The 17596-nt window shown below is 73.2% G+C and carries 17 protein-coding genes and 1 tRNA gene; 15 read left to right on the top strand and 3 right to left on the bottom strand.

Features of this window, described 5'->3' with window-relative positions:
* Positions 1 to 67 precede the first annotated feature (67 nt).
* Genes Q4A22_RS08700 through Q4A22_RS08670 form a run of 7 tightly spaced genes read left to right on the top strand, consistent with a single transcriptional unit; the run spans position 68 to position 7246 of the window.
* The gene (locus Q4A22_RS08700) at positions 68 to 1126 is read left to right on the top strand and encodes an iron ABC transporter permease (protein WP_303178620.1); all 1059 of its coding nucleotides are present in this window, start codon (positions 68 to 70) and stop codon (positions 1124 to 1126) included.
* Positions 1123 to 1917, top strand: coding sequence for an ABC transporter ATP-binding protein (locus tag Q4A22_RS08695; RefSeq protein ID WP_303178619.1), 795 nt, complete (start codon positions 1123 to 1125; stop codon positions 1915 to 1917). The genes Q4A22_RS08700 and Q4A22_RS08695 overlap by 4 nt, the downstream gene beginning before the upstream one ends.
* Entirely contained in the window at positions 1914 to 3032 is a 1119-nt protein-coding gene (locus tag Q4A22_RS08690; protein WP_303178616.1) for an ABC transporter substrate-binding protein, read from the top strand. The genes Q4A22_RS08695 and Q4A22_RS08690 overlap by 4 nt, the downstream gene beginning before the upstream one ends.
* Positions 3029 to 3913: a DUF364 domain-containing protein gene (locus Q4A22_RS08685; protein WP_303178614.1), complete on the top strand. Its 885-nt coding sequence runs from the start codon at positions 3029 to 3031 to the stop codon at positions 3911 to 3913. Before Q4A22_RS08690 ends, Q4A22_RS08685 begins: the two co-directional genes overlap by 4 nt.
* Entirely contained in the window at positions 3910 to 5181 is a 1272-nt protein-coding gene (locus tag Q4A22_RS08680; RefSeq protein WP_303178613.1) for an MFS transporter, read from the top strand. Before Q4A22_RS08685 ends, Q4A22_RS08680 begins: the two co-directional genes overlap by 4 nt.
* Positions 5178 to 6101 (top strand): hypothetical protein, encoded by a 924-nt coding sequence (locus tag Q4A22_RS08675; RefSeq protein ID WP_303178611.1) that lies wholly within the window; start codon positions 5178 to 5180, stop codon positions 6099 to 6101. Before Q4A22_RS08680 ends, Q4A22_RS08675 begins: the two co-directional genes overlap by 4 nt.
* A complete protein-coding gene (locus Q4A22_RS08670; RefSeq protein ID WP_303178609.1) occupies positions 6098 to 7246 on the top strand; it encodes a pyridoxal-phosphate dependent enzyme in 1149 nt (382 codons plus the stop codon). The genes Q4A22_RS08675 and Q4A22_RS08670 overlap by 4 nt, the downstream gene beginning before the upstream one ends.
* Here Q4A22_RS08670 and Q4A22_RS08665 read toward each other — a convergent pair.
* The gene (locus tag Q4A22_RS08665) at positions 7239 to 7862 is read right to left on the bottom strand and encodes a response regulator transcription factor (RefSeq protein ID WP_303178607.1); all 624 of its coding nucleotides are present in this window, start codon (positions 7860 to 7862) and stop codon (positions 7239 to 7241) included. The two genes, Q4A22_RS08670 and Q4A22_RS08665, sit on opposite strands and share 8 nt — an antisense overlap.
* On the bottom strand, positions 7859 to 9154 hold the full coding sequence (locus Q4A22_RS08660) for a sensor histidine kinase (RefSeq protein WP_303178605.1): 1296 nt from the start codon (positions 9152 to 9154) through the stop codon (positions 7859 to 7861). The genes Q4A22_RS08665 and Q4A22_RS08660 overlap by 4 nt, the downstream gene beginning before the upstream one ends.
* Before the next feature lie 213 nt (positions 9155 to 9367).
* Between Q4A22_RS08660 and Q4A22_RS08655 the strand changes: the two genes are divergently transcribed.
* From Q4A22_RS08655 to Q4A22_RS08630, 6 genes are all read left to right on the top strand, one after another.
* Entirely contained in the window at positions 9368 to 10492 is a 1125-nt protein-coding gene (locus tag Q4A22_RS08655) for an ABC transporter permease (RefSeq protein ID WP_303178603.1), read from the top strand.
* Positions 10493 to 10494: 2 nt separating this feature from the next.
* On the top strand, positions 10495 to 11328 hold the full coding sequence (locus Q4A22_RS08650; RefSeq protein WP_303178601.1) for an ABC transporter ATP-binding protein: 834 nt from the start codon (positions 10495 to 10497) through the stop codon (positions 11326 to 11328).
* A gap of 110 nt (positions 11329 to 11438) precedes the next feature.
* Positions 11439 to 12308, top strand: a complete 870-nt coding sequence (locus Q4A22_RS08645) for a phage holin family protein (RefSeq protein WP_303178599.1) — start codon at positions 11439 to 11441, stop codon at positions 12306 to 12308.
* A 121-nt stretch (positions 12309 to 12429) separates the two neighbouring features.
* Positions 12430 to 13365, top strand: coding sequence for a DMT family transporter (locus Q4A22_RS08640; RefSeq protein ID WP_303178597.1), 936 nt, complete (start codon positions 12430 to 12432; stop codon positions 13363 to 13365).
* Positions 13366 to 13403: 38 nt separating this feature from the next.
* Positions 13404 to 14558, top strand: a complete 1155-nt coding sequence (locus Q4A22_RS08635; RefSeq protein ID WP_303178595.1) for a glycosyltransferase — start codon at positions 13404 to 13406, stop codon at positions 14556 to 14558.
* A gap of 103 nt (positions 14559 to 14661) precedes the next feature.
* Positions 14662 to 14735: transfer RNA gene (locus Q4A22_RS08630), tRNA-Ile, on the top strand.
* A 27-nt stretch (positions 14736 to 14762) separates the two neighbouring features.
* Here Q4A22_RS08630 and Q4A22_RS08625 read toward each other — a convergent pair.
* Positions 14763 to 15329, bottom strand: coding sequence for a M23 family metallopeptidase (locus Q4A22_RS08625; protein WP_303178593.1), 567 nt, complete (start codon positions 15327 to 15329; stop codon positions 14763 to 14765).
* Positions 15330 to 15698: 369 nt separating this feature from the next.
* Here Q4A22_RS08625 and rpsB point away from each other — a divergent pair, with 369 nt between their 5' ends.
* A complete protein-coding gene (gene rpsB, locus Q4A22_RS08620) occupies positions 15699 to 16556 on the top strand; it encodes a 30S ribosomal protein S2 (protein ID WP_303178591.1) in 858 nt (285 codons plus the stop codon).
* 113 nt (positions 16557 to 16669) lie between these two features.
* Positions 16670 to 17500: a translation elongation factor Ts gene (gene tsf, locus Q4A22_RS08615; protein ID WP_303178589.1), complete on the top strand. Its 831-nt coding sequence runs from the start codon at positions 16670 to 16672 to the stop codon at positions 17498 to 17500.
* The last annotated feature ends 96 nt before the right edge of the window (positions 17501 to 17596 follow it).

Raw genomic sequence — 17596 nt, 5'->3', positions numbered from 1 at the left:
GTCCGTCCCTGTCTGCCCTGGAAAGGGTTTTGTCCGGTTATATGAGAATGATTATCATTATGGCATCATGCGCACCTCACCACGCCTGTCTCCCCGCGGCCACGCGCTCCCCGTCCTGGCCCTGGTCCTGGCCCTGGGCGCGTCCATTCCCGCGGCCATCTCCTGGGGCGCCGCCCCCATCCCCGTGGGGGACACCGCCCGTTTTCTCCGGGCCGCCGTGACAGGTGGGGCGATTCCCGCGGCGGACTTCACCGACTACACCGTGGTCCTGCAGCTCCGCACCCCGCGGGTGCTGCTGGCCGCAGTGGTCGGGGCGGGGCTGAGCGCCCTGGGCATCGCCGCGCAGGCCATGGTGCGCAACCCCCTGGCGGACCCGTTCATCCTGGGCGTCTCCTCCGGCGCGGCGGTGGGTGCGAGCGCCGTCGTCTCCTGGGGACTGTTCGCCGCGCTCGGGGGACTGGCGCTCAGCGCGGCGGCATTCCTGGGGGCCCTGGCGGCGTCGGTGCTCGTGTACCTGCTGTCCCGCACCCCGGGCGGTGTGGCCCCCGTGCGGCTCATCCTCACCGGTGTGGTGCTCTCCTTCGGATTCCAGGCGCTGATGTCCGCGATCGTGTTCTTCGACGCGAAGGGCGACGCCGCCCGCACCGTCATGTTCTGGATGCTCGGCTCCCTGGGCGCGGCCACGTGGGAGCAGCTGCCCCTGCCGGTCCTCGCCACGGCGCTGTGCCTGGCCTGGCTCGCGTGGCGCGCTCGGGACCTGGACACCCTGGCCATGGGGGACGGCTCCGCCGCGAGCCTGGGCGTGGACCCGGATCGGATGCGGGTCCAGCTGTTCGTGCTCACGGTCCTGGGCACCGCCACGCTCGTGGCGGTCTCCGGCACCATCGGGTTCGTGGGACTCGTGGTCCCGCACGCCACCCGGATCCTGCTGGGCCCGGCGCACCGGCGCACCGTGGTTCTCGCGCCGCTGGCGGGAGCCCTGTTCATGGTCTGGGTGGACCTGCTCAGCCGTGTGGCCGCCCCGCCGCGCGAGCTGCCCCTGGGCGTGGTCACCGCGCTGGTCGGCGTGCCCGTCTTCCTGGTGCTGGTGCGGCGCTCCGGCTACGTCTTCGGGGGCTCGCGGTGACCGCGCGCGCGGCCGGCCTGGAGCTGCGGGAGCTGCACCTCGACGTCGCCGGGCGCACCGTGGTCCCGGACCTCTCGCTGGACGTGGCTCCGGGCGACGTCGTGGGGCTGGTCGGCCCCAACGGCTGCGGGAAGTCCACCGTGCTGAAGGCCCTCTACCGCGCCCTGGTGCCGCGCGGCGGCGCGGTGCTGGTGGACGGGGACCCCCTGCACCGGATGCGCCACCGGGACTCCGCCGCCCAGATCGCGGCGCTGCCACAGGAGGAACGGGTGGAGCTGGACTTCCTGGTGGCCGAGGTGGTGCGCCTGGGTGCCGCGGCCAACCCCCGGACGCCCCGCGAGGAGCTGGACCGCGCCGTGCAGGAGGCCATGGAGTGCGCCGGGGTGCAGGAGCTGGCCCACCGCAGCGTGCTGGGACTCTCGGGCGGCGAGCGCCAGCGGGTGCTCATCGCCCGTGCCCTGGCCCAGCGGACCCCCTACCTGCTGCTGGACGAGCCGACCAACCACCTGGACCTGCGCCACCAGACGCACCTGGTGCGCACCCTGCGGGGCACCACCACCGAGCGCCCGGCCGTGCTCATGGCCCTGCACGACCTCAACCTCGCGGCCGCCCTGTGCGACCGCGTGGTCGTGCTGGCCGCGGGCCGGGTGGTCGCGGACGCCCCGCCCCACGAGGCACTGCACCCGGACACCGTGGAGCGCGTGTACGGCGTGCGTCCCGTGCTGGTCACCCGTCCCGACACCGGGACACCCCATCTGCTGTTTCCCATCACCCGAGAGGATCCCTCATGACCACACCCCCTGCACCGCAGCCCACCACCCCGGCGGACTCCGCCCCGCCCTCCCGCTCCGTGACCCGGTGCAGCCCGGGCGGTGGGCGCGGGAGCAGAACGGGCGGCGTCGTCGGCCGGCGTGCGGGGCGGCGCACCACGCCCCTGGCCCTGGGTCTGGCCGGGTGCCTGCTCCTGACCGGCTGCGGCGCCCAGGTGCAGAAGGACGCCTCCGCCGGTGCGGAGAAGACCATCGAGAACTGCGGGCAGCGCAGCACCTACCCCACGCCGCAGAAACCGGTGGCGTACGACGTCTCCGCGATCGAGAAGATGTTCTCGCTGGGTCTCGCGGAGCAGATGCGCGGGATCGTGCTCCCCCAGACCGTGAGCAGCGTGGTGGAGAAGTCCCCGTACCGTGACGACTACGGGAAGGTGGAGACCATCTCGGACACGGTGCTGGGCCAGGAAGCCGTGGTGAGCGCGCGGGCGGACTGGGTGTTCGCCGGCTGGCAGGCGGGGTTCAGCGAGACCCGCGGCGTCACCCCGGACTCCCTGCGCGACGTGGGGATCAACTCCTACATGCAGCACGAGACCTGCAGGGGCTACAAGGGGGACACGTCCGATCCCGACCCCCTGGCGGCCACGGAGCAGGACCTCACGGACCTCGGGACGATCTTCGGGGCGGAGGACCGCGCGGAGAAGCTCGTGGGGCAGCTGCGGGAGAAGCGGCGCGCCCTCGAGGAGTCACCGCGGCCCGCCAAACCCGCCCGTGTGTTCGTCTACGACTCCGGGACCTCCGAGCCGTACACGGCAGGCCGGCGGACCGCCCTGAACGGGATGATCCACCTGGCCGGTGCCGAGTCCGTGACCAAGGACCTGGACGCCCGGTGGGACACCGTGGGGTGGGAGTCCGTGGTCACCAGCGTCCCGGAGGCGGTCGTGGTGGTGGACTACAACAAGCAGCCCGTGCAGGAGAAGATCGACTACCTCAGGAACCGGTCCCCGATCAAGGACTCGCCCGCCGTGAAGAACGGCAGGATCTACGTGATGGACTACGGGGAGGCGGTCTCCAGCCCCCGCAACATGGACGGCGCGCAGAAGCTCGCCGACTACCTGCGCTCGGAGGGTCTGCGGTGAGCCGGCTCGGGGAGCGCGCCCCGCAGTCCGTGGCGGAGCTGGTGGAGCTGGCCCGCGGGCACCTGGACAGGGAGCACTCGGGTGCCACGGAGGGTCCCGAACCGGTGGCCCGCAGCATCTTCGCCGTCCAGCACGGCACGCGCCTCGCGGCGGAGACCGAGCTGTACCGCAACCAGTACGTCCTCGTGCGGGTCGACGGGGCCTTCGGCGGCTGTGCGGTGGAAGCGCACGAGCTGACCCCGGAGATCCCTGAGCTCTCCGGGCTGACCGTGCGGGAGTTGCTCGCGCACCCCAGCCTCCCGGTGCGGGTTGCGGTGCTGGACGCGTGGCTCGCCGCACGGGCGCCCCACCGTGCGGATCCCCGCGCGCGCCGTGTGACCCTGCCCGCAGGCACGCCGGACGAGCGCGCCCGGGCCAGGGACAGCGCCGTCGCCGGGCTGCTGGCGGTGCGGCCCGGCCAGCGGATCGCCCTGATCGGCGTGGTCAACCCCCTGGTGGCGGCCCTGCGCGCTCGCGGTGCGCAGGTGCTGCCGTGCGACCTCACCCTGAGGGAGACCCTGTGGGGAGACCCCGTCAGCCGGGACATGGAGGAGGTGCTGGCCGTGGCGGACGCCGTGCTCGCCACCGGCATGACCCTCGGCAACGGAACGTTCGACCGCATCCGCACCCGGTGCCTCGACCGGGGGATCCCGCTGGGGATCTACGCGCAGTCGGCACCGGCAGTGGCCCGCGAGTTCCTGGGGTGCGGGGTCACCGCCCTGAGCGCCGAGCCGTTCCCGTTCTCGCAGTTCAGCGCCCAGGAGACGGAGCTGCACCTCTACGGCGCGGCAGCGGACGCCGGTCGGGCCGGGAACGACGCCGCGGGGGAGCGCGGGCGGTGACCGCGGCGTCCGCAGCGTCGACCGCGCAGGGTGACGCCGCCCTGAGCGACCGCCAGATCACCGCCCGCATCCTGCCCCTGCTCGCGGCCTGCGCCCTGGGGCTCGTGCCGTTCACCGTCTACTCCACCTTCCTCGTGGAGATCACGCGGGACGCCGGACAGGGTGCCGCGCTCATGGGGTGGCTGCGCGGCACGGGCGGTGTGGCCGCCCTCGTGGTGGGGCTGTCCTGCGCACCGCTGCTGGACCGGGTCTCCCGCGGGACGACGGCGGCCGGGGCGCTCGGCGTGCTCGCTCTCGCGTGCGTGCTGGGGGTGCTCGGATCGGCGTGGTCGTGGGCGGGCTTCTGCCTGCTCGTGGGCGCGGCCACCGCCGTGCTGAACCCGGCCGTCTCGGCCATGGCCGCGGACCGCTTCCGGGACGAGCGCACGGCCGGGCGCGCGGCCACCCAGGTCTCGGCCACCATGACACTCACGGCCATGCTCGCGGCCCCGTTGCTCGCCGGTCCTGCCGTGCTGTGGGGGTGGCGGGGAGACCTCCTGGCCACGGCCGTCCTCGCCGCGGTGACCGGGGCCCTGCTGCTCCGCCGGAGCAGGGCGGACGGCGCCGCTGCCGGGGGCTCGCGGCCCTCGGCCCCCACGGGGTACGCGTCCGGTCTGCGGGTGGCGTGGACGCTGCCCGGAGTGCCCGCCGTGCTGCTCGTCTCCACCCTGCGCACCACCGCGTTCATGGGTCAGCTGGCCTACCTCGCGCTCGTGTACTCCGAGCGCTTCGCCACGGGCCCCGGGGCCTTCTCCCTGGTGTGGACGCTGTCCGGCCTGGCGTTCTTCCTGGGCAACTGGTTCGGGGGTCGCGCGCTGCGCTCGCAGCCGTCCGCGCGCCGCGCCGCGTGGATCGCCTGCGGCGCCGCGCTCGTGGGGGCCGGGGCCGTCCCGGTGGTGTTCCTCGCGCCCGTCCTCCCCGTAGCACTGCTGGCGACGGCGCTGCTCGCCGCCTCCCACGCGGTGGTCGCCGCCGTGGTGACCACCGTGCTGGTCCGTGCCTCGTCGGCGCACCGCGGCACCGTTCTCGGCCTGAACGGCGCGGGCCAGAGCCTCGGCGTGTGCCTCGGCGCCACGGTGGCGGGGACCGGTCTCGCCGTGGCCGGCTGGGAGGGAGTGGGCACCGCGCTCGCGCTCGTGACCCTGCTGGCCGCCCTCGCGGCCGGCCGGGCGGCCCGGGTGCTCGGGGGGCTGGAACGCTCGGGGCGGCACGGGGGAGGCGCCCCGTGAGGGCGTCGAAACCGCGCCCGCCACTGCCCGGGCGGACCGGGCGCGGGCGGTGCATCGCCCACCACGGCGAGCTCGTGCAGGGCAGCTTCCCGTGCGGCGCGGGCTCGGCACCGGGACTCGTCACGGTCCCGCTGCCGCAGCTGGGGGCGTGCGCGCAGTTCCAGCCCAGTGCCCGCCCCGGGGTGCGGGCGGGCCACGGGCTGGGAAAGGCGCGGCGTGCCGCGCAGCTGACCCTGCGGCTGTGCCGTGAGCGCCAGGTCCCGTGCCCTCCCGGGGGCCGGCTGAGGATCGAGAGCGGGATCCCGCCCGGGTGGGGCATGGGTTCCTCCACCGCGGACGTCGTCGCCACGATCCGCGCGGTCGGGGACTGCTGCGGTCTGCGGCTGTCCCGCCGCGAGGTCAGCGAGCTGGCGCGCCGGGCGGAGACGGCCTCGGACCCCCTGGCCTACGGGTGCGTGCCCCTGCTGTTCGCCCACCGCCACGGGCGGGTGATCCGGCACTGGCCCCGGGCGTTCCCCCGCGTGCACGTGGTGGGGTGCCGTGTGCCCGGCGGGCCGGTGGAGACCCTGGACGTCGGCGGTGGTCAGTACAGCCCCCGGGAACGGCGGGAGTGCCTCCGGATCCTGCAGCGGGTGGACCGGGCGGTGTCGGAGCAGGACGCCGCTCTGCTGGGCGAGGCCGCCACCCGCTCCGCGCTGCTGAACCAGTCCCGCCTGCCCAAACCCGCACTTCCCACCCTGCTCGCCGTCTGCCGGGAGACCGGGGGAGTGGGTGTCCAGGTGGCCCACAGCGGCACGGTGTGCGCCGTGCTGGTGGACGCCCGCCGGCCGGGAGCGGCCCACCGGGCGCGCGAGGCCCGCACGGCCCTGGACTCCCTGGGCCTGGAACGCACCGTCGACATGATCTGGGGTGGAGCATGACAACCGCACCGCACGACGACGCCGCCCTTCCGGGCCTGCTCGACCACGCCGCCCAGGCCGTGGGTGCACCGGACCTGATCCGGCTGCGTCCCGGGCTGCTCGCGCTGCGCTTCGAGGTGATGAAGGTGCAGTCCGCCCGGGGTGCCGTGCGGCAGCTGGTCGCGGAGGGCCGAATCGCCCGCGGGGACACCGTGGTGGACTCCTCCAGCGGCGTCTACGCCCTGGCCCTCGCCCTGGCGTGCCACGAGGCAGGTCTGCAGTGCGTGGTGGTGGGTTCCACGACCGTGGACGAGACCCTCCGGCTGCAGCTCGGGATGCTCGGCGCTCGGCTGGAGCAGATGCCTCCCTCGGACTCCCTGCGCGCGGACCAGGACCGGCGGGTGGCCCGGATCCGGGACCTGCTCGCCCAGCACCCGGACTGGCACTGGATGCGCCAGTACCACGACGCCGTGCACTACCGCGGCTACCGGGACCTCGCCCTCGGTCTCGGACGACGCCTGCTGCGGGAGGGCCACCGCGCCGTGGAGCTGGTGGCTCCCGTGGGGTCGGGGTCCTCCAGCGGGGCACTGGCCCTGGGCCTGGCGGAGTCCGGGCTGGAGGTTCGCCTCACGGGCGTGCAGCCGTTCGGCTCCGTGACCTTCGGCTCGGAGGACGTCCAGGACCCGGACATGCTGATCGCCGGAATCGGTAGCTGCATCGAGTTCCGCAACGTGCGCCGCGAGCTCTACCGCGAGATCCACTGGGTCAGTGCGGAGGTGGGCCGCGCGGGGGCCGTCTCGCTGTGCCGGGACCACGCGCTGTTCGCGGGGCTCAGCTCCGGGGCCGCGTACGCCGTGGCCGGGCACGTGCTGGGGCGAGCACCGCACGGCCACGCGCACCAGCCCGCGCCGGAGGCGCCATCCGCGCCAGGGGCCGGGCAGGACGGGGACACCTCCTCGGGCCGCTGCGTCCTGATGGTCTGCCCGGACACCGGTCACCGCTACGCCGGGCCGGTGTTCAGGGGCCACGAGGACGTCCCGCCGGTCACGGACTTCACCCCGCACCGGCTCACCGCCCGCGGGCAGACACCCCGGCTGCCGTGGTCCTGCGTGGACTGGGGCGGAACGGTGCGGTGGCCTCACCGCGGGACGCAGGGCCTCAGATGATCCGCTCCTCCCGGGCACGGCTCACGGCCGCGGTGCGGTTGTCCACGCCGAGCTTGTCGTAGATGTGCACGAGGTGGGTCTTCACCGTGGCCTCGGAGATGAACAGGCTCGTGGCGAGCGCCCGGTTGCTCGCGCCGGTGGCCAGCCCGCGCAGGATCTCGATCTCCCGCGGGCTGAGAGATACGCCCGGCGCCCGGACCCGGCTCATGAGCCGCGCCGTGACGGAGGGGGAGAGCACGGGGCGGCCCGCGGCGGCGTCGTGCACGGCCCGGCCGATGTCCTCCGGCTGCGCGTCCTTGAGCAGGTAGCCGGTGGCCCCGGCCTCCAGGGCGGCGACCACGTCCGCCTGCGTGTCGTACGTGGTGAGGATCAGTACGGGGGGTCCGCCCGCGGCCACGATGCGCCGGGTGGCCTCCAGTCCGCCCATGCCAGCGCCCATCTGCAGGTCCATCACCACCACGTCCACTCCGGACTCGGGGGCGGCGAGGACGTCCAGTGCCGCGCGTCCGTCCTGGGCCTCCGCGCACACGGCGATGTCCCCCACGGACTCCAGCACGGCGCGCAGCCCCGCGCGCACCACGGGGTGGTCGTCCACGAGCAGCACCCGGGTGCTCATGCGGTGGCCCTCCCGTCCTCGGAACCGTCCCCGGCGGCAACGGTGCACGGCAGCCCCGGGGCGAGTGGCAGCCGCAGGTTCACGGCGGTGCCGTGGTGCGGCCCCGACTCCACGGTGAGCTCCGCACCCAGCTCGGCGGCGCGGCGTCGCAGGTGGGCCAGCCCGTAGGAGTCGCCGGACCCGTCCGTGTGCAGGGCGCGGGGGTCGAAACCGGTGCCGTCGTCCACCACGTCCAGGGACACGGCGTCGTCCCAGCCTGCGAGGGTGACCACCGCGCGGGAGGCGTGGGCGTGGGCGGTGACGTTCGCCAGGAGGGACTGGGCGGCGCGGATGAACAGGCTCTGCTGCGGAACGCTCAGGTGGGGGAGCTCGCCCTGGATGGAGAACTCGCACCGCAGGGCGCCGTCCGCCGCGCGGGCGGCGGCCTCCGTGCGGCGGCACACCTGCTCCAGCGCCGCCGGCAGAGACTCCGTGAGCGCGGGGGAGGCCAGGTCCCGCACGAAGCGGCGGGCCTCGGCCAGGTTGGCGGCCGCGGTGTCCTCGATCGTGGTCAGGCGGGCGGACACCGTGGTGAGGTCCTCCCGGGTCAGGGACTGCCGCGCGGCGCGCGAGACCAGCACGATGGAGGTCAGCCCCTGCGCCAGGGTGTCGTGGATCTCGCGGGACAGCCGCTCGCGCTCCGCCGTGGTGCCAGCCGTGCGCTCCTGCCGCGCCAGCTCCGCCCGCGTGGACTCCAGCTGGCGGATCACGCTCAGGTGCCGCTGGGAGTCCCGGTACAGGGCCCGGTAGCCGTAGCTCACCAGCAGGGCGACCACCGCCCCGATCACCGGACCGACCACCATGGCCGCGCTGAACCCGCCCGCGGGCGCGTGCAGGTGCTGCGAGTACCCGACGACACCCACGAGCACCGCCACACCCGCGAGGGCGACGGTCGGGGGCAGCAGCACCGGGTAGAGGAAGAAGAGGGGGAAGGCCACCCAGGAGAAGTCCGGGCTCTGCAGCGCCAGGGCGATCCACACGAGTGTGACCGTGGCCAGCCACGCCGGGGCAAAGCGCATTGTGGCGGGGTCCGCCGTGCCGCGTGCCACGTGGTTCTCGGCGATCGTGCCTGCCAGGTAGACCGAGGCGAGCGCCACCGAGCCCGCAGTGGCCGCGACCAGCCCAGCAGTGTGACCGGCAGGCCACCGGGACAGGGTCTGCGCGAGTGCCAGAGCCAGCAGTGCCGCGAAGCCCACGTGCAGGGTGACCCGCAGCACCCGCAGGAGGCCGGGCGTGGACAGTTCGTGGGGCACGGGGACCTCTTCGGGACGGCGGGGGAGAACGCGGGGACGTGCTCTGCGGCCATGCTACGCACGGGTGGGCCGGACGGGATCAACCGTCCGGTTGATCCCGGGGTCCACCGGGTGTGGGTGCGAGGTTGGACCGAGTTGGCGATCCGCCGGGAGCCCGCGGCCACGAGACTGGTGGGTGCTACGGAAAACCACCAAGACCCCGGGAGTCACCCCATGTTCCTGTCCCTGCGGGACATCGCGTTCGCGAAGGGCCGCTTCGCCCTGCTGGCCACCGTGGTGGCCCTGATCACCCTCCTGCTGGTGCTGCTCACGGGCCTCACCAACGGCCTGGGCCACCAGAACACCTCCGCCCTGGAGCGGCTCGGCGCGCAGCGCCTCGTCCTGAGCGCTCCTCCCGGCGGCGCCTCGGAGCCGTCCTTCACCACGTCCTCCATCGACCGGCAGCAGCTGGAGGGCTGGCGGCAGGCCGTGGGGACGGACCACGTGGAGCGGCTGGGCATCGTGCAGACCAGCCTGCGGGCCGGTGGGCAGGGTGCGGGAGACCGCGCCGCGGCGTCGCCCGCGGACGCCACCGCGGCCGCCGGCATGGCGCTGGAGCCGGGGAGCAAGCTGGCGTCCGGGCTGACCGTGGACTCCGGAGCCGCCCGCGCCGGGGACGGCGAGGCCGTGCTGAGCCGCGCCCTCGCCCGGGACGTGGGCGTCGCCACCGGGGACACCGTGACCCTGGGCGGCCGGGCACTGACCGTGGCAGGTGTGGTCGAGGACGAGTACTACAGCCACGTGCCCGTGGTGTGGCTGAGCACCACGGACTTCCCCGCCGTGGCCCACGCACCGGACGGCGAGGTGGCCACCGCCCTGGCCCTCACCACGCCCGACGTGCCCGCGGCCACCCCCGGGGACACGCAGACCGTGCCCCTGAGCACCCACGACGCGCTCGCCGCCCTGCCCGCGTACCGCTCCGAGCGAGGCTCGCTGCTCATGATGCAGGGATTCCTCTACGGGATCAGCGCCCTGGTGGTGGTCTCGTTCCTGACCGTGTGGACCATCCAGCGCACCCGCGACATCGCCGTGCTGCGCGCGCTCGGGGCGAGCCGTCGCTACGTGGTGGGCGACTCCCTGGTCCAGGCCGCCGTGGTGCTCGCCGTGGGCGTGCTCCTGGGCGGCGGGGCCGGGCTGCTCGGCGGTGCGCTCGCCGGCTCGGCCGTCCCGTTCGAACTCTCCGCCGCGAGCGTGGCCGTGCCCGTCGCGGGGGTCCTGGCCCTCGGGCTCGTGGGCTCCCTGCTGGCCGTGCGCCGCGTCTCCACCGTTGACCCGCTGATCGCCCTGGGAGGCAACTGACCATGCCCGTGACCGACGTCGACGCCCGCCACCGCGCGGCCGCCCACCCCACCCACCGCGGGAACCACCACGCACCCCGCCACGACCGCACCACCCCGCGCGGCACCCGCCATGCCGTTCCCGAGCCGTTCGACGACGACGCCGCCGCGCTGCGTCTCACGGGCGTCACCCTGGAGTACCCGGACGGCACGGACGCCCGCGGTGAGCCCCGCACGGTCCGAGCCCTGGACGGGGTGGACCTCGAGCTGCACCCGGGGGAGATGACGGCGCTGACCGGGCCCTCCGGCTCCGGGAAGTCCTCCCTGCTGGCCGTGGCCGCCGCCCTCGCGCGGCCCACCGCGGGCACGGTGACGGTGGCGGGGCGGTCACTGGGGGAGCTGCCCGAGAAGGAACTGGCCCGGATCCGGCGCGGGCACACCGGCATCGTGTTCCAGCAGCCCAATCTGCTCGCCGCCCTCACCGCCCGGGAGCAGCTGGCCCTGGCCGCGCACGTGGCCGGTGCCCGTGGGGCGCGGCTGCGCGAGGCCCGCGGCCGCGCGGACGAGCTGCTCGAACGGGTGGGGCTGGTGGACTGCGGTGACCGCCGCCCGCACCAGCTCTCGGGAGGTCAGCGCCAGCGCGTGAACATTGCCCGCGCCCTGATGAACAGTCCCCGGCTGCTGCTCGTGGACGAGCCCACGGCCGCCCTGGACCAGGAGCGCTCCCGCAGCGTCATGGAGCTGCTCGCGGACCTCACCCACGGCCTCGGGCTGGCGAGCCTCGTGGTCACCCACGACACCGAGTTCGTGCCGCTGGCGGACCGCTGCGTGGGCATGGCGGACGGTCGTCTGCGGTAGGTGCCAGGAGCCCTGGAGCGTAGGCGCACATGGCCGATTGGTGCGCAAGTGAATGGTATTTTGAGAGCAGATCGACCTTTATCCACCACCACGTACTCATCGGAGGCGGCATGAGCCATGCAGTGGGCCCCAACAGCGGCCACACACCCAGGGCAGGAACTCGCACCACCAAGCGGCCCGGCGCGGCATCCATCACGGACGTCGTGAAGGTCTTCCTGCGGCTGCTCCCCAAGCAGCTGAAGGACGAGGCCCAGCTCGCCGCCCTCGAGCTCAAGGAGAAGGGCATCAAGGTGGGCGTGGGTGCCGCGTTCGCAGTGGTGGGCCTGGTCTTCCTGCTGCTCGCCACCATCGCGCTGATCGGCGCCGCGATCGCCGGTCTCTCCCACGTGATGCCCGCGTGGCTGGCCGCGCTGCTGCTGGCCGTGGTGTTCATCGTGGTGCTCGCGGTCCTCGCCCTGATCGGCGTCTCCAAGATCAAGAGCGCCCTGCCCCTGCTGCCCGAGAAGACCATCTTCGGGCTGCGCTACGACCTCGGCGTGGTCAAGGAGGGCTCCGCGTACAACGAGGGCCGCGTCCAGCGCGACATCAACGAGGCCGAGCAGAAGAAGCAGCGCGAGAAGGAGGAGGCCGCCAACGATCCGAACCGGGTCAAGCCGGTCAAGCCCACCGAGGAGCAGCTGCGCAACCGCCTGAAGCTGCGCCGCGAGCACCTCAAGAGCCTGCGCGACGACGCCCAGAACCGTGCCGAGTCCGTGCAGGCCGCCACGCAGGGATTCGTGAACCGCACTTCCCGCACCGTCTCCGCCACCCAGGAGTCCGTGAAGAACACCTTCGCCTCCAAGGGCGGAACCCAGGGTGTGCGACCCGCGGGCTCCACCTCCGTGCAGGACCGGCTGAGCGAGCGGTGGCAGCCGCTGGCCGTGGCCTTCGCCGCCGGCACCACCTTCCTGGTGTTCCTGCGCAAGCTGCTCAAGAAGTGATCCCGCTCCCCGCCGCACGGTGACCGCGGCGGGCAGCGGAGACAGGGCCGGGTTCTCGTGACCCGGCCCTGTGCGTACCCGGGGCACACCGCGTGCCCGTGATGGAGAACGGACGGGGAGCATGACCCAGTGGATCGCGGTGGCCCTCGCCATCGCCTCGGCCGTGTGCCTTGCGGTCGGGACCCAGACGCAGTCGGCCGCCGTCACGGGGGAGACCTCCGGTGCGCTGAACCCCCGCAACCTGGTGGCCCTGCTGCGCAACGGCCGCTGGCTGCTCGGCAGCGGGCTCCTCGGCCTGGGCACGGCCCTCAACGTCTCGGCACTCGCCCTGGCCACCGTCACCGTGGTGCAGCCCATCGGTGTGATCGCCCTGGTCATCACCACGCTCCTGCACGCGCGGCACGGCAGGCTGACCATCAACCGCAGGACCTGGCTCGCGGTGGCCCTGTGCACCCTCGGCGGCGCAGGCGTCGTGGTGTGCGCGGTCGCCGCCACGGACCCCACGCGGCGTCCGGGCGCGGGGGCGGAGAACACCGTGGTGTTCATGCTCCTGGGGCTCGTGGTGCTCATCGGGATCGCGGAGGTGGTGCTGCGGCGCCACCGCATCAGCATGTTCTACGTGCTGGGAGCTGGTGTGCTCTACGGCTTCGTGGCCGTGCTCGTACGGCTGACCGTGACCGCGCTGACCTCCGGAGGACTCGGCGCCGTGAACTGGCTCGGTGTCCTCATGCTGGTCGTGGCCGCCGTGCTGGGCGGCTGGATGGTCCAGGGAGCGTACTCCAGCGGGCCCCCTGACCTGGTGATCGCCGGTCTCACGGTGGTGGACCCCATGGTGGGTGTGGCACTGGGGCTGCTCGTGCTGGGGGAGGCCGGTCCGGCCCTCACCGGTGGGCTCGCCGTGGGCATGGGTCTCGCAGGAGTGGTTGCTATAGTCGGCGTGGTCCTGCTCTCGCAGTTCCACCCCGAGGTCATCCAGCGCCGAGCGGCCGAACGCGCCCGTTCCGGGACGCGGGATGGCGGCACCGGCCAGCAGGCGGCGTCGTCCACGGCGGACTGACGCCCCGAGCGACGACGAACGCACGGAAAGTCCACGCCTTGAAGATCCTGATCACCGCAGAGACCTATCCGCCCGACGTCAACGGCTCCGCCCAGTTCGCCCGGCGGCTCGCCCACGGCCTGCTCGACCGGGGCCACGAGGTGCACGTGGCCGCCCCCATGTCCACCAGCGGACGCTCCCGGACCGTGAGCGATCACGGAGTCGTGGAGCACCGCTTCCGCTCCCACCACGCGTTCACCCACCCGTACTTCCGGCTCTGCTTCCCGTGGGAGATCGCCCGCGAGGTCACGCGCCTGCTGGACGAGCTGCGCCCCGACGTGGTCCACGTGCAGTGCCACTACATCCTGGGGCGTCTGATGGTCCGCGAGGCGGCGCGTCGCGGCATCCGGGTGGTGGGCACCAACCACTTCATCCCCGAGAACATCGAGCCCTTCCTTCCCTTCCCGCAGTGGTTCATCCGGGGCTACCGCAAGGTCTCCTGGTGGGACATCGCCCGGGTCTACGGCCAGTGCGACGTGATCACCGCACCCACGCCCCTGGCGGTGCGCACCATGGTGGACAACGGCGTGGCGGACCGGGCGGTCGCGGTGTCCAACGGCATCGACGCCGGTCAGTACGAGGCCGCCGCGGACGAGAACGTCCAGCACCCCGGGCACCCTGTGGTGCTGTTCTGCGGGCGGCTGGCCGTGGAGAAGAACGTGGACCAGCTCATCGAGGCGCTGGCCCTGGTCCCCCGGGAGAAGAACGTCCACGCGGAGATCGTGGGGGAGGGGGAGCAGCGGGAGAAGCTCGTGGCTCTGGCCCACGAGCGCGGCGTGGCGGACCGCGTGCACTTCCTGGGCTTCCTCCCGGACGAGGAGCTGCGCCGGGCCTACCTGCGCGCGGACGTGTTCTGCCAGCCGGGGACCGCGGAGCTGCAGTCCCTGGTGACCCTCGAGGCCATGAGCGCGTCCACGCCCGTGGTGCTCGCCAACGCGCGAGCCCTGCCCCACCTGGCGGACGAGGGGCGCAACGGCTACCTCTTCACGCCGGGGGACACACAGGACCTGGCCCGCAAGCTGCAGCTCGTGCTGGACGCCTCTCCCGAGACCCGCCGGGCCATGGGGGAGCACAGCCACGAGATGGTGGCCCAGCACTCCTTCGCCCGCACCCTGGACACGTTCGAGCGCATCTACGGCGGTGCCGCGCGCTGACCCGTCGCCTGCCGACACCGCGTCCCACGGGTGGTGCGGCCCGGCGCCGTGGTGCACCGCCCCGGTGGGGTACCGTGGAGCCGCGGCCGGTGACCGGCCGCGAGGGGCGGTAGCTCAGCTGGTCAGAGCAGAGGACTCATAATCCTTGGGTCGTGGGTTCAAGCCCCACCCGCCCTACAGCATCCCGTGCACCCCGCAGTTTCCTCACGGCCCGGTGTCCGGGAGGGGCAGCAGCACGGACGGCCTCATGTCCGCCACGAACTGCAGCGGGTTCACGTACTCGCCGTCCTCCCGCACCCCCCAGTGCACGGCCGAGCCCGCCGGTCCGTGACCCGGTGCGGCAACCGTGGCGACCACCTGGCCGCGGGCCACCCGGTCCCCCGTGCGCACCGAGGCGGAGACGGGCTCGAACGAGGACAGGTGGCCGTCCCCGTGGTCGATGGTGAGCACCTCCCGGTCCACGACCTTTCCGCTGAAGCTCACCACCCCTGCCTGCGGTGCGCGCACGGGGGTGCCCGGGGGCGCGTGCAGGTCCACCCCGCGGTGGCCCGGGAGCCAGCGCTTCGCGGGTGCCTCGAAGGAGCGCTCCACGGCCGGTCCGGGGGACGCCGGCCACGCCCACCCGGCGTTTCCGGCGGCGGCCTCCGCCGGGGTCCCGCCCGTGACCACCGCCCCGAGCAGGAGCACGAAGGTCACGAGGGTGCGTCGAAGCCCGGAGTGCGTGAGGGAGCGGTCGGTGGACGGGGGCCGCTGGGCGGGAACGGGAGCCATGCTCCCAGGGTGGCGCGGCGGCGTCGTCACACGGGGCCGGACGGGCGGGTGTGGAGCGGGTGTGCCGCGGCATGCTGTAGGCTGGCCGGTGCAGTTGCCCTGCCGTTGTACCCTCATGCCCGCTCGCGGGTGCGGGAGAGCGGCGGACGGCTGACTTCGCGCGCGAAGGAGCCCGGCACGGATTCGTTCCGTCCGGGTGCGTGCCCCTCGGTCCGCTCGGACTCCCGGCATCGGGAGACCACGGTACGGGGCGCGTCGGACCCGCTCCACGAGCACGGTCCGCGCATCGCGCCAGGGACCGGAACCCCCGGTCGAGAACCGTCAACCCACGGTGGCCCCCGGGCCGCCGGATAGCCACGAGGAGACGACATGCCCGTCGTTACCATGCGCCAGATGCTCGACAACGGCGTCCACTTCGGCCACCAGACCCGTCGCTGGAACCCCAAGATGAAGCGCTTCATCTTCACCGAGCGCAACGGCATCTACATCATCGACCTGCAGCAGTCGCTGGGCTTCATCGACAAGGCCTACGAGGCGGTCAAGGCCACGGTCGCCCACGGTGGCACCATCCTGTTCGTCGGCACCAAGAAGCAGGCGCAGGAGGCCATCGCGGAGCAGGCCACCCGCGTGGGCATGCCCTACGTGAACCACCGCTGGCTCGGTGGCATGCTCACCAACTTCCAGACCGTCTCCAAGCGCATCGACCGCATGAAGGAACTGGAAGAGGTCGACTTCGACGACGTCGCCGGCTCGCAGTACACCAAGAAGGAGCTGCTGCTGCTGCGCCGCGAGAAGGAGAAGCTGGAGCGCACCCTCGGCGGCATCCGCAACCTCACCAAGACCCCGTCCCTGATCTGGATCGTGGACACCAAGAAGGAGCACCTCGCGGTTGACGAGGCCCAGAAGCTCGGTGTGCCGATCGTCGCGATCCTCGACACCAACTGCGATCCGGACGAGGTCGCGTTCCCCATCCCGGGCAACGACGACTCCATCCGCTCCGTGTCGCTGCTGACCCGCGTGGTCGCCGACGCCGTGGCCGAGGGTCTCATGGAGCGCCACAACGGCAAGTCGAACGCCGCCGAGGAGCCCATGGCCGAGTGGGAGCGGGAGCTGCTGGAGCAGCACGAGGAGCAGAAGTCCCAGGAGTCCGCTCCGGCCGAGCAGGCTGCCCCCGCCGCCGAGGCGCCCGCCGAGACCGAGCAGAAGGACGCCCCCGCCGCCGAGTGAGGCCGCGGGAGGTGTTCACCTCCCATTCTTCCCGGTGACCCACAGTGGTGACCGGAACCGCCCGGGCGTCCCAGGACGCCCGGGCGGACACCACCGACAACAGAGGAGTTCACATGGCGAACTACACCGCTGCTGACATCAAGGCCCTGCGCGAGCGCACGGGCGCGGGCATGCTGGACGTCAAGAAGGCCCTGGACGAGGCCGACGGCGATCCCCAGAAGGCCCAGGAGATCATCCGCGTCAAGGGTCTGAAGGGTGTGACCAAGCGCGAGGGCCGCTCCACCGCCGAGGGCATCGTGGTGGCCCGCGCGGAGAACAACGTGGGCTACATGGTCGAGGTCAACTCCGAGACCGACTTCGTGGCCAAGTCCGCGCCGTTCGTGGAGTTCGGCAACAAGGTGCTCGACGCCGCCGTGGCCGCCGACGCCGCGGACCTCGAGTCCCTGCTGGCCACCGAGGTGGACGGCAAGCCCGTGTCCGAGCTCGTGACCGAGACCGGCGCGCTGCTGGGCGAGAAGGTCGTCGTGCGTCGTGTGGCCCGCGTGGCCGGTGACCACGTGGCCGTGTACCTGCACAAGACCTCCAAGGACCTCCCCGCCCAGGTGGGTGTTCTGCTGGCCGTGTCCGGCTCGGACGCGGAGACCGCCGCGCACGACGTCGCCGTGCACATCGCCGCCATGTCCCCCGCGTTCCTCTCCGAGGACGACGTTCCCGCCGAGACGGTCGAGAACGAGAAGCGCGTGGCGGAGGAGACCGCCCGCAACGAGGGCAAGCCGGACAAGATCATCCCGAACATCGTCCAGGGCCGCCTGAAGGGCTACTACAAGGACGTCGTGCTGGTGGACCAGGACTTCGCCAAGGACTCCAAGAAGACCGTGGGCCAGGTCCTCTCCGAGGCCGGCGCCACCGCCACCGCGTTCGCGCGGTTCCGCGTGGGGGCCTGAGACCCTGACGTCCGCCGTTCCCGCTGAGCGCGGGAGCGGTCGTCGGCGCCGTCGCGGGAGACCGTGACGGCACCGCACCCGCAGCGGCGGGGCCCA

Source organism: Kocuria sp. (genome assembly GCF_030530945.1).
Lineage (GTDB): Bacteria > Actinomycetota > Actinomycetes > Actinomycetales > Micrococcaceae > Kocuria.
Note: the sequence above shows the minus strand (reverse complement) of the source record. Positions and strands in the feature narration are given on the sequence as shown.

What these genes read in the sequence shown, in the direction of transcription:
- Q4A22_RS08670 (WP_303178609.1), top strand. Translation starts at nt 6,098, where the DNA reads ATGACAACCGCACCGCACGACGACGCCGCCCTTCCGGGCCTGCTCGAC.
- Q4A22_RS08690 (WP_303178616.1), top strand. Translation starts at nt 1,914, where the DNA reads ATGACCACACCCCCTGCACCGCAGCCCACCACCCCGGCGGACTCCGCC.
- Q4A22_RS08640 (WP_303178597.1), top strand. Translation starts at nt 12,430, where the DNA reads ATGACCCAGTGGATCGCGGTGGCCCTCGCCATCGCCTCGGCCGTGTGC.
- Q4A22_RS08625 (WP_303178593.1), bottom strand. Translation starts at nt 15,329, where the DNA reads ATGGCTCCCGTTCCCGCCCAGCGGCCCCCGTCCACCGACCGCTCCCTC.
- Q4A22_RS08700 (WP_303178620.1), top strand. Translation starts at nt 68, where the DNA reads ATGCGCACCTCACCACGCCTGTCTCCCCGCGGCCACGCGCTCCCCGTC.
- Q4A22_RS08645 (WP_303178599.1), top strand. Translation starts at nt 11,439, where the DNA reads ATGAGCCATGCAGTGGGCCCCAACAGCGGCCACACACCCAGGGCAGGA.
- Q4A22_RS08650 (WP_303178601.1), top strand. Translation starts at nt 10,495, where the DNA reads ATGCCCGTGACCGACGTCGACGCCCGCCACCGCGCGGCCGCCCACCCC.
- rpsB (WP_303178591.1), top strand. Translation starts at nt 15,699, where the DNA reads ATGCCCGTCGTTACCATGCGCCAGATGCTCGACAACGGCGTCCACTTC.
- Q4A22_RS08655 (WP_303178603.1), top strand. Translation starts at nt 9,368, where the DNA reads ATGTTCCTGTCCCTGCGGGACATCGCGTTCGCGAAGGGCCGCTTCGCC.
- Q4A22_RS08665 (WP_303178607.1), bottom strand. Translation starts at nt 7,862, where the DNA reads ATGAGCACCCGGGTGCTGCTCGTGGACGACCACCCCGTGGTGCGCGCG.
- tsf (WP_303178589.1), top strand. Translation starts at nt 16,670, where the DNA reads ATGGCGAACTACACCGCTGCTGACATCAAGGCCCTGCGCGAGCGCACG.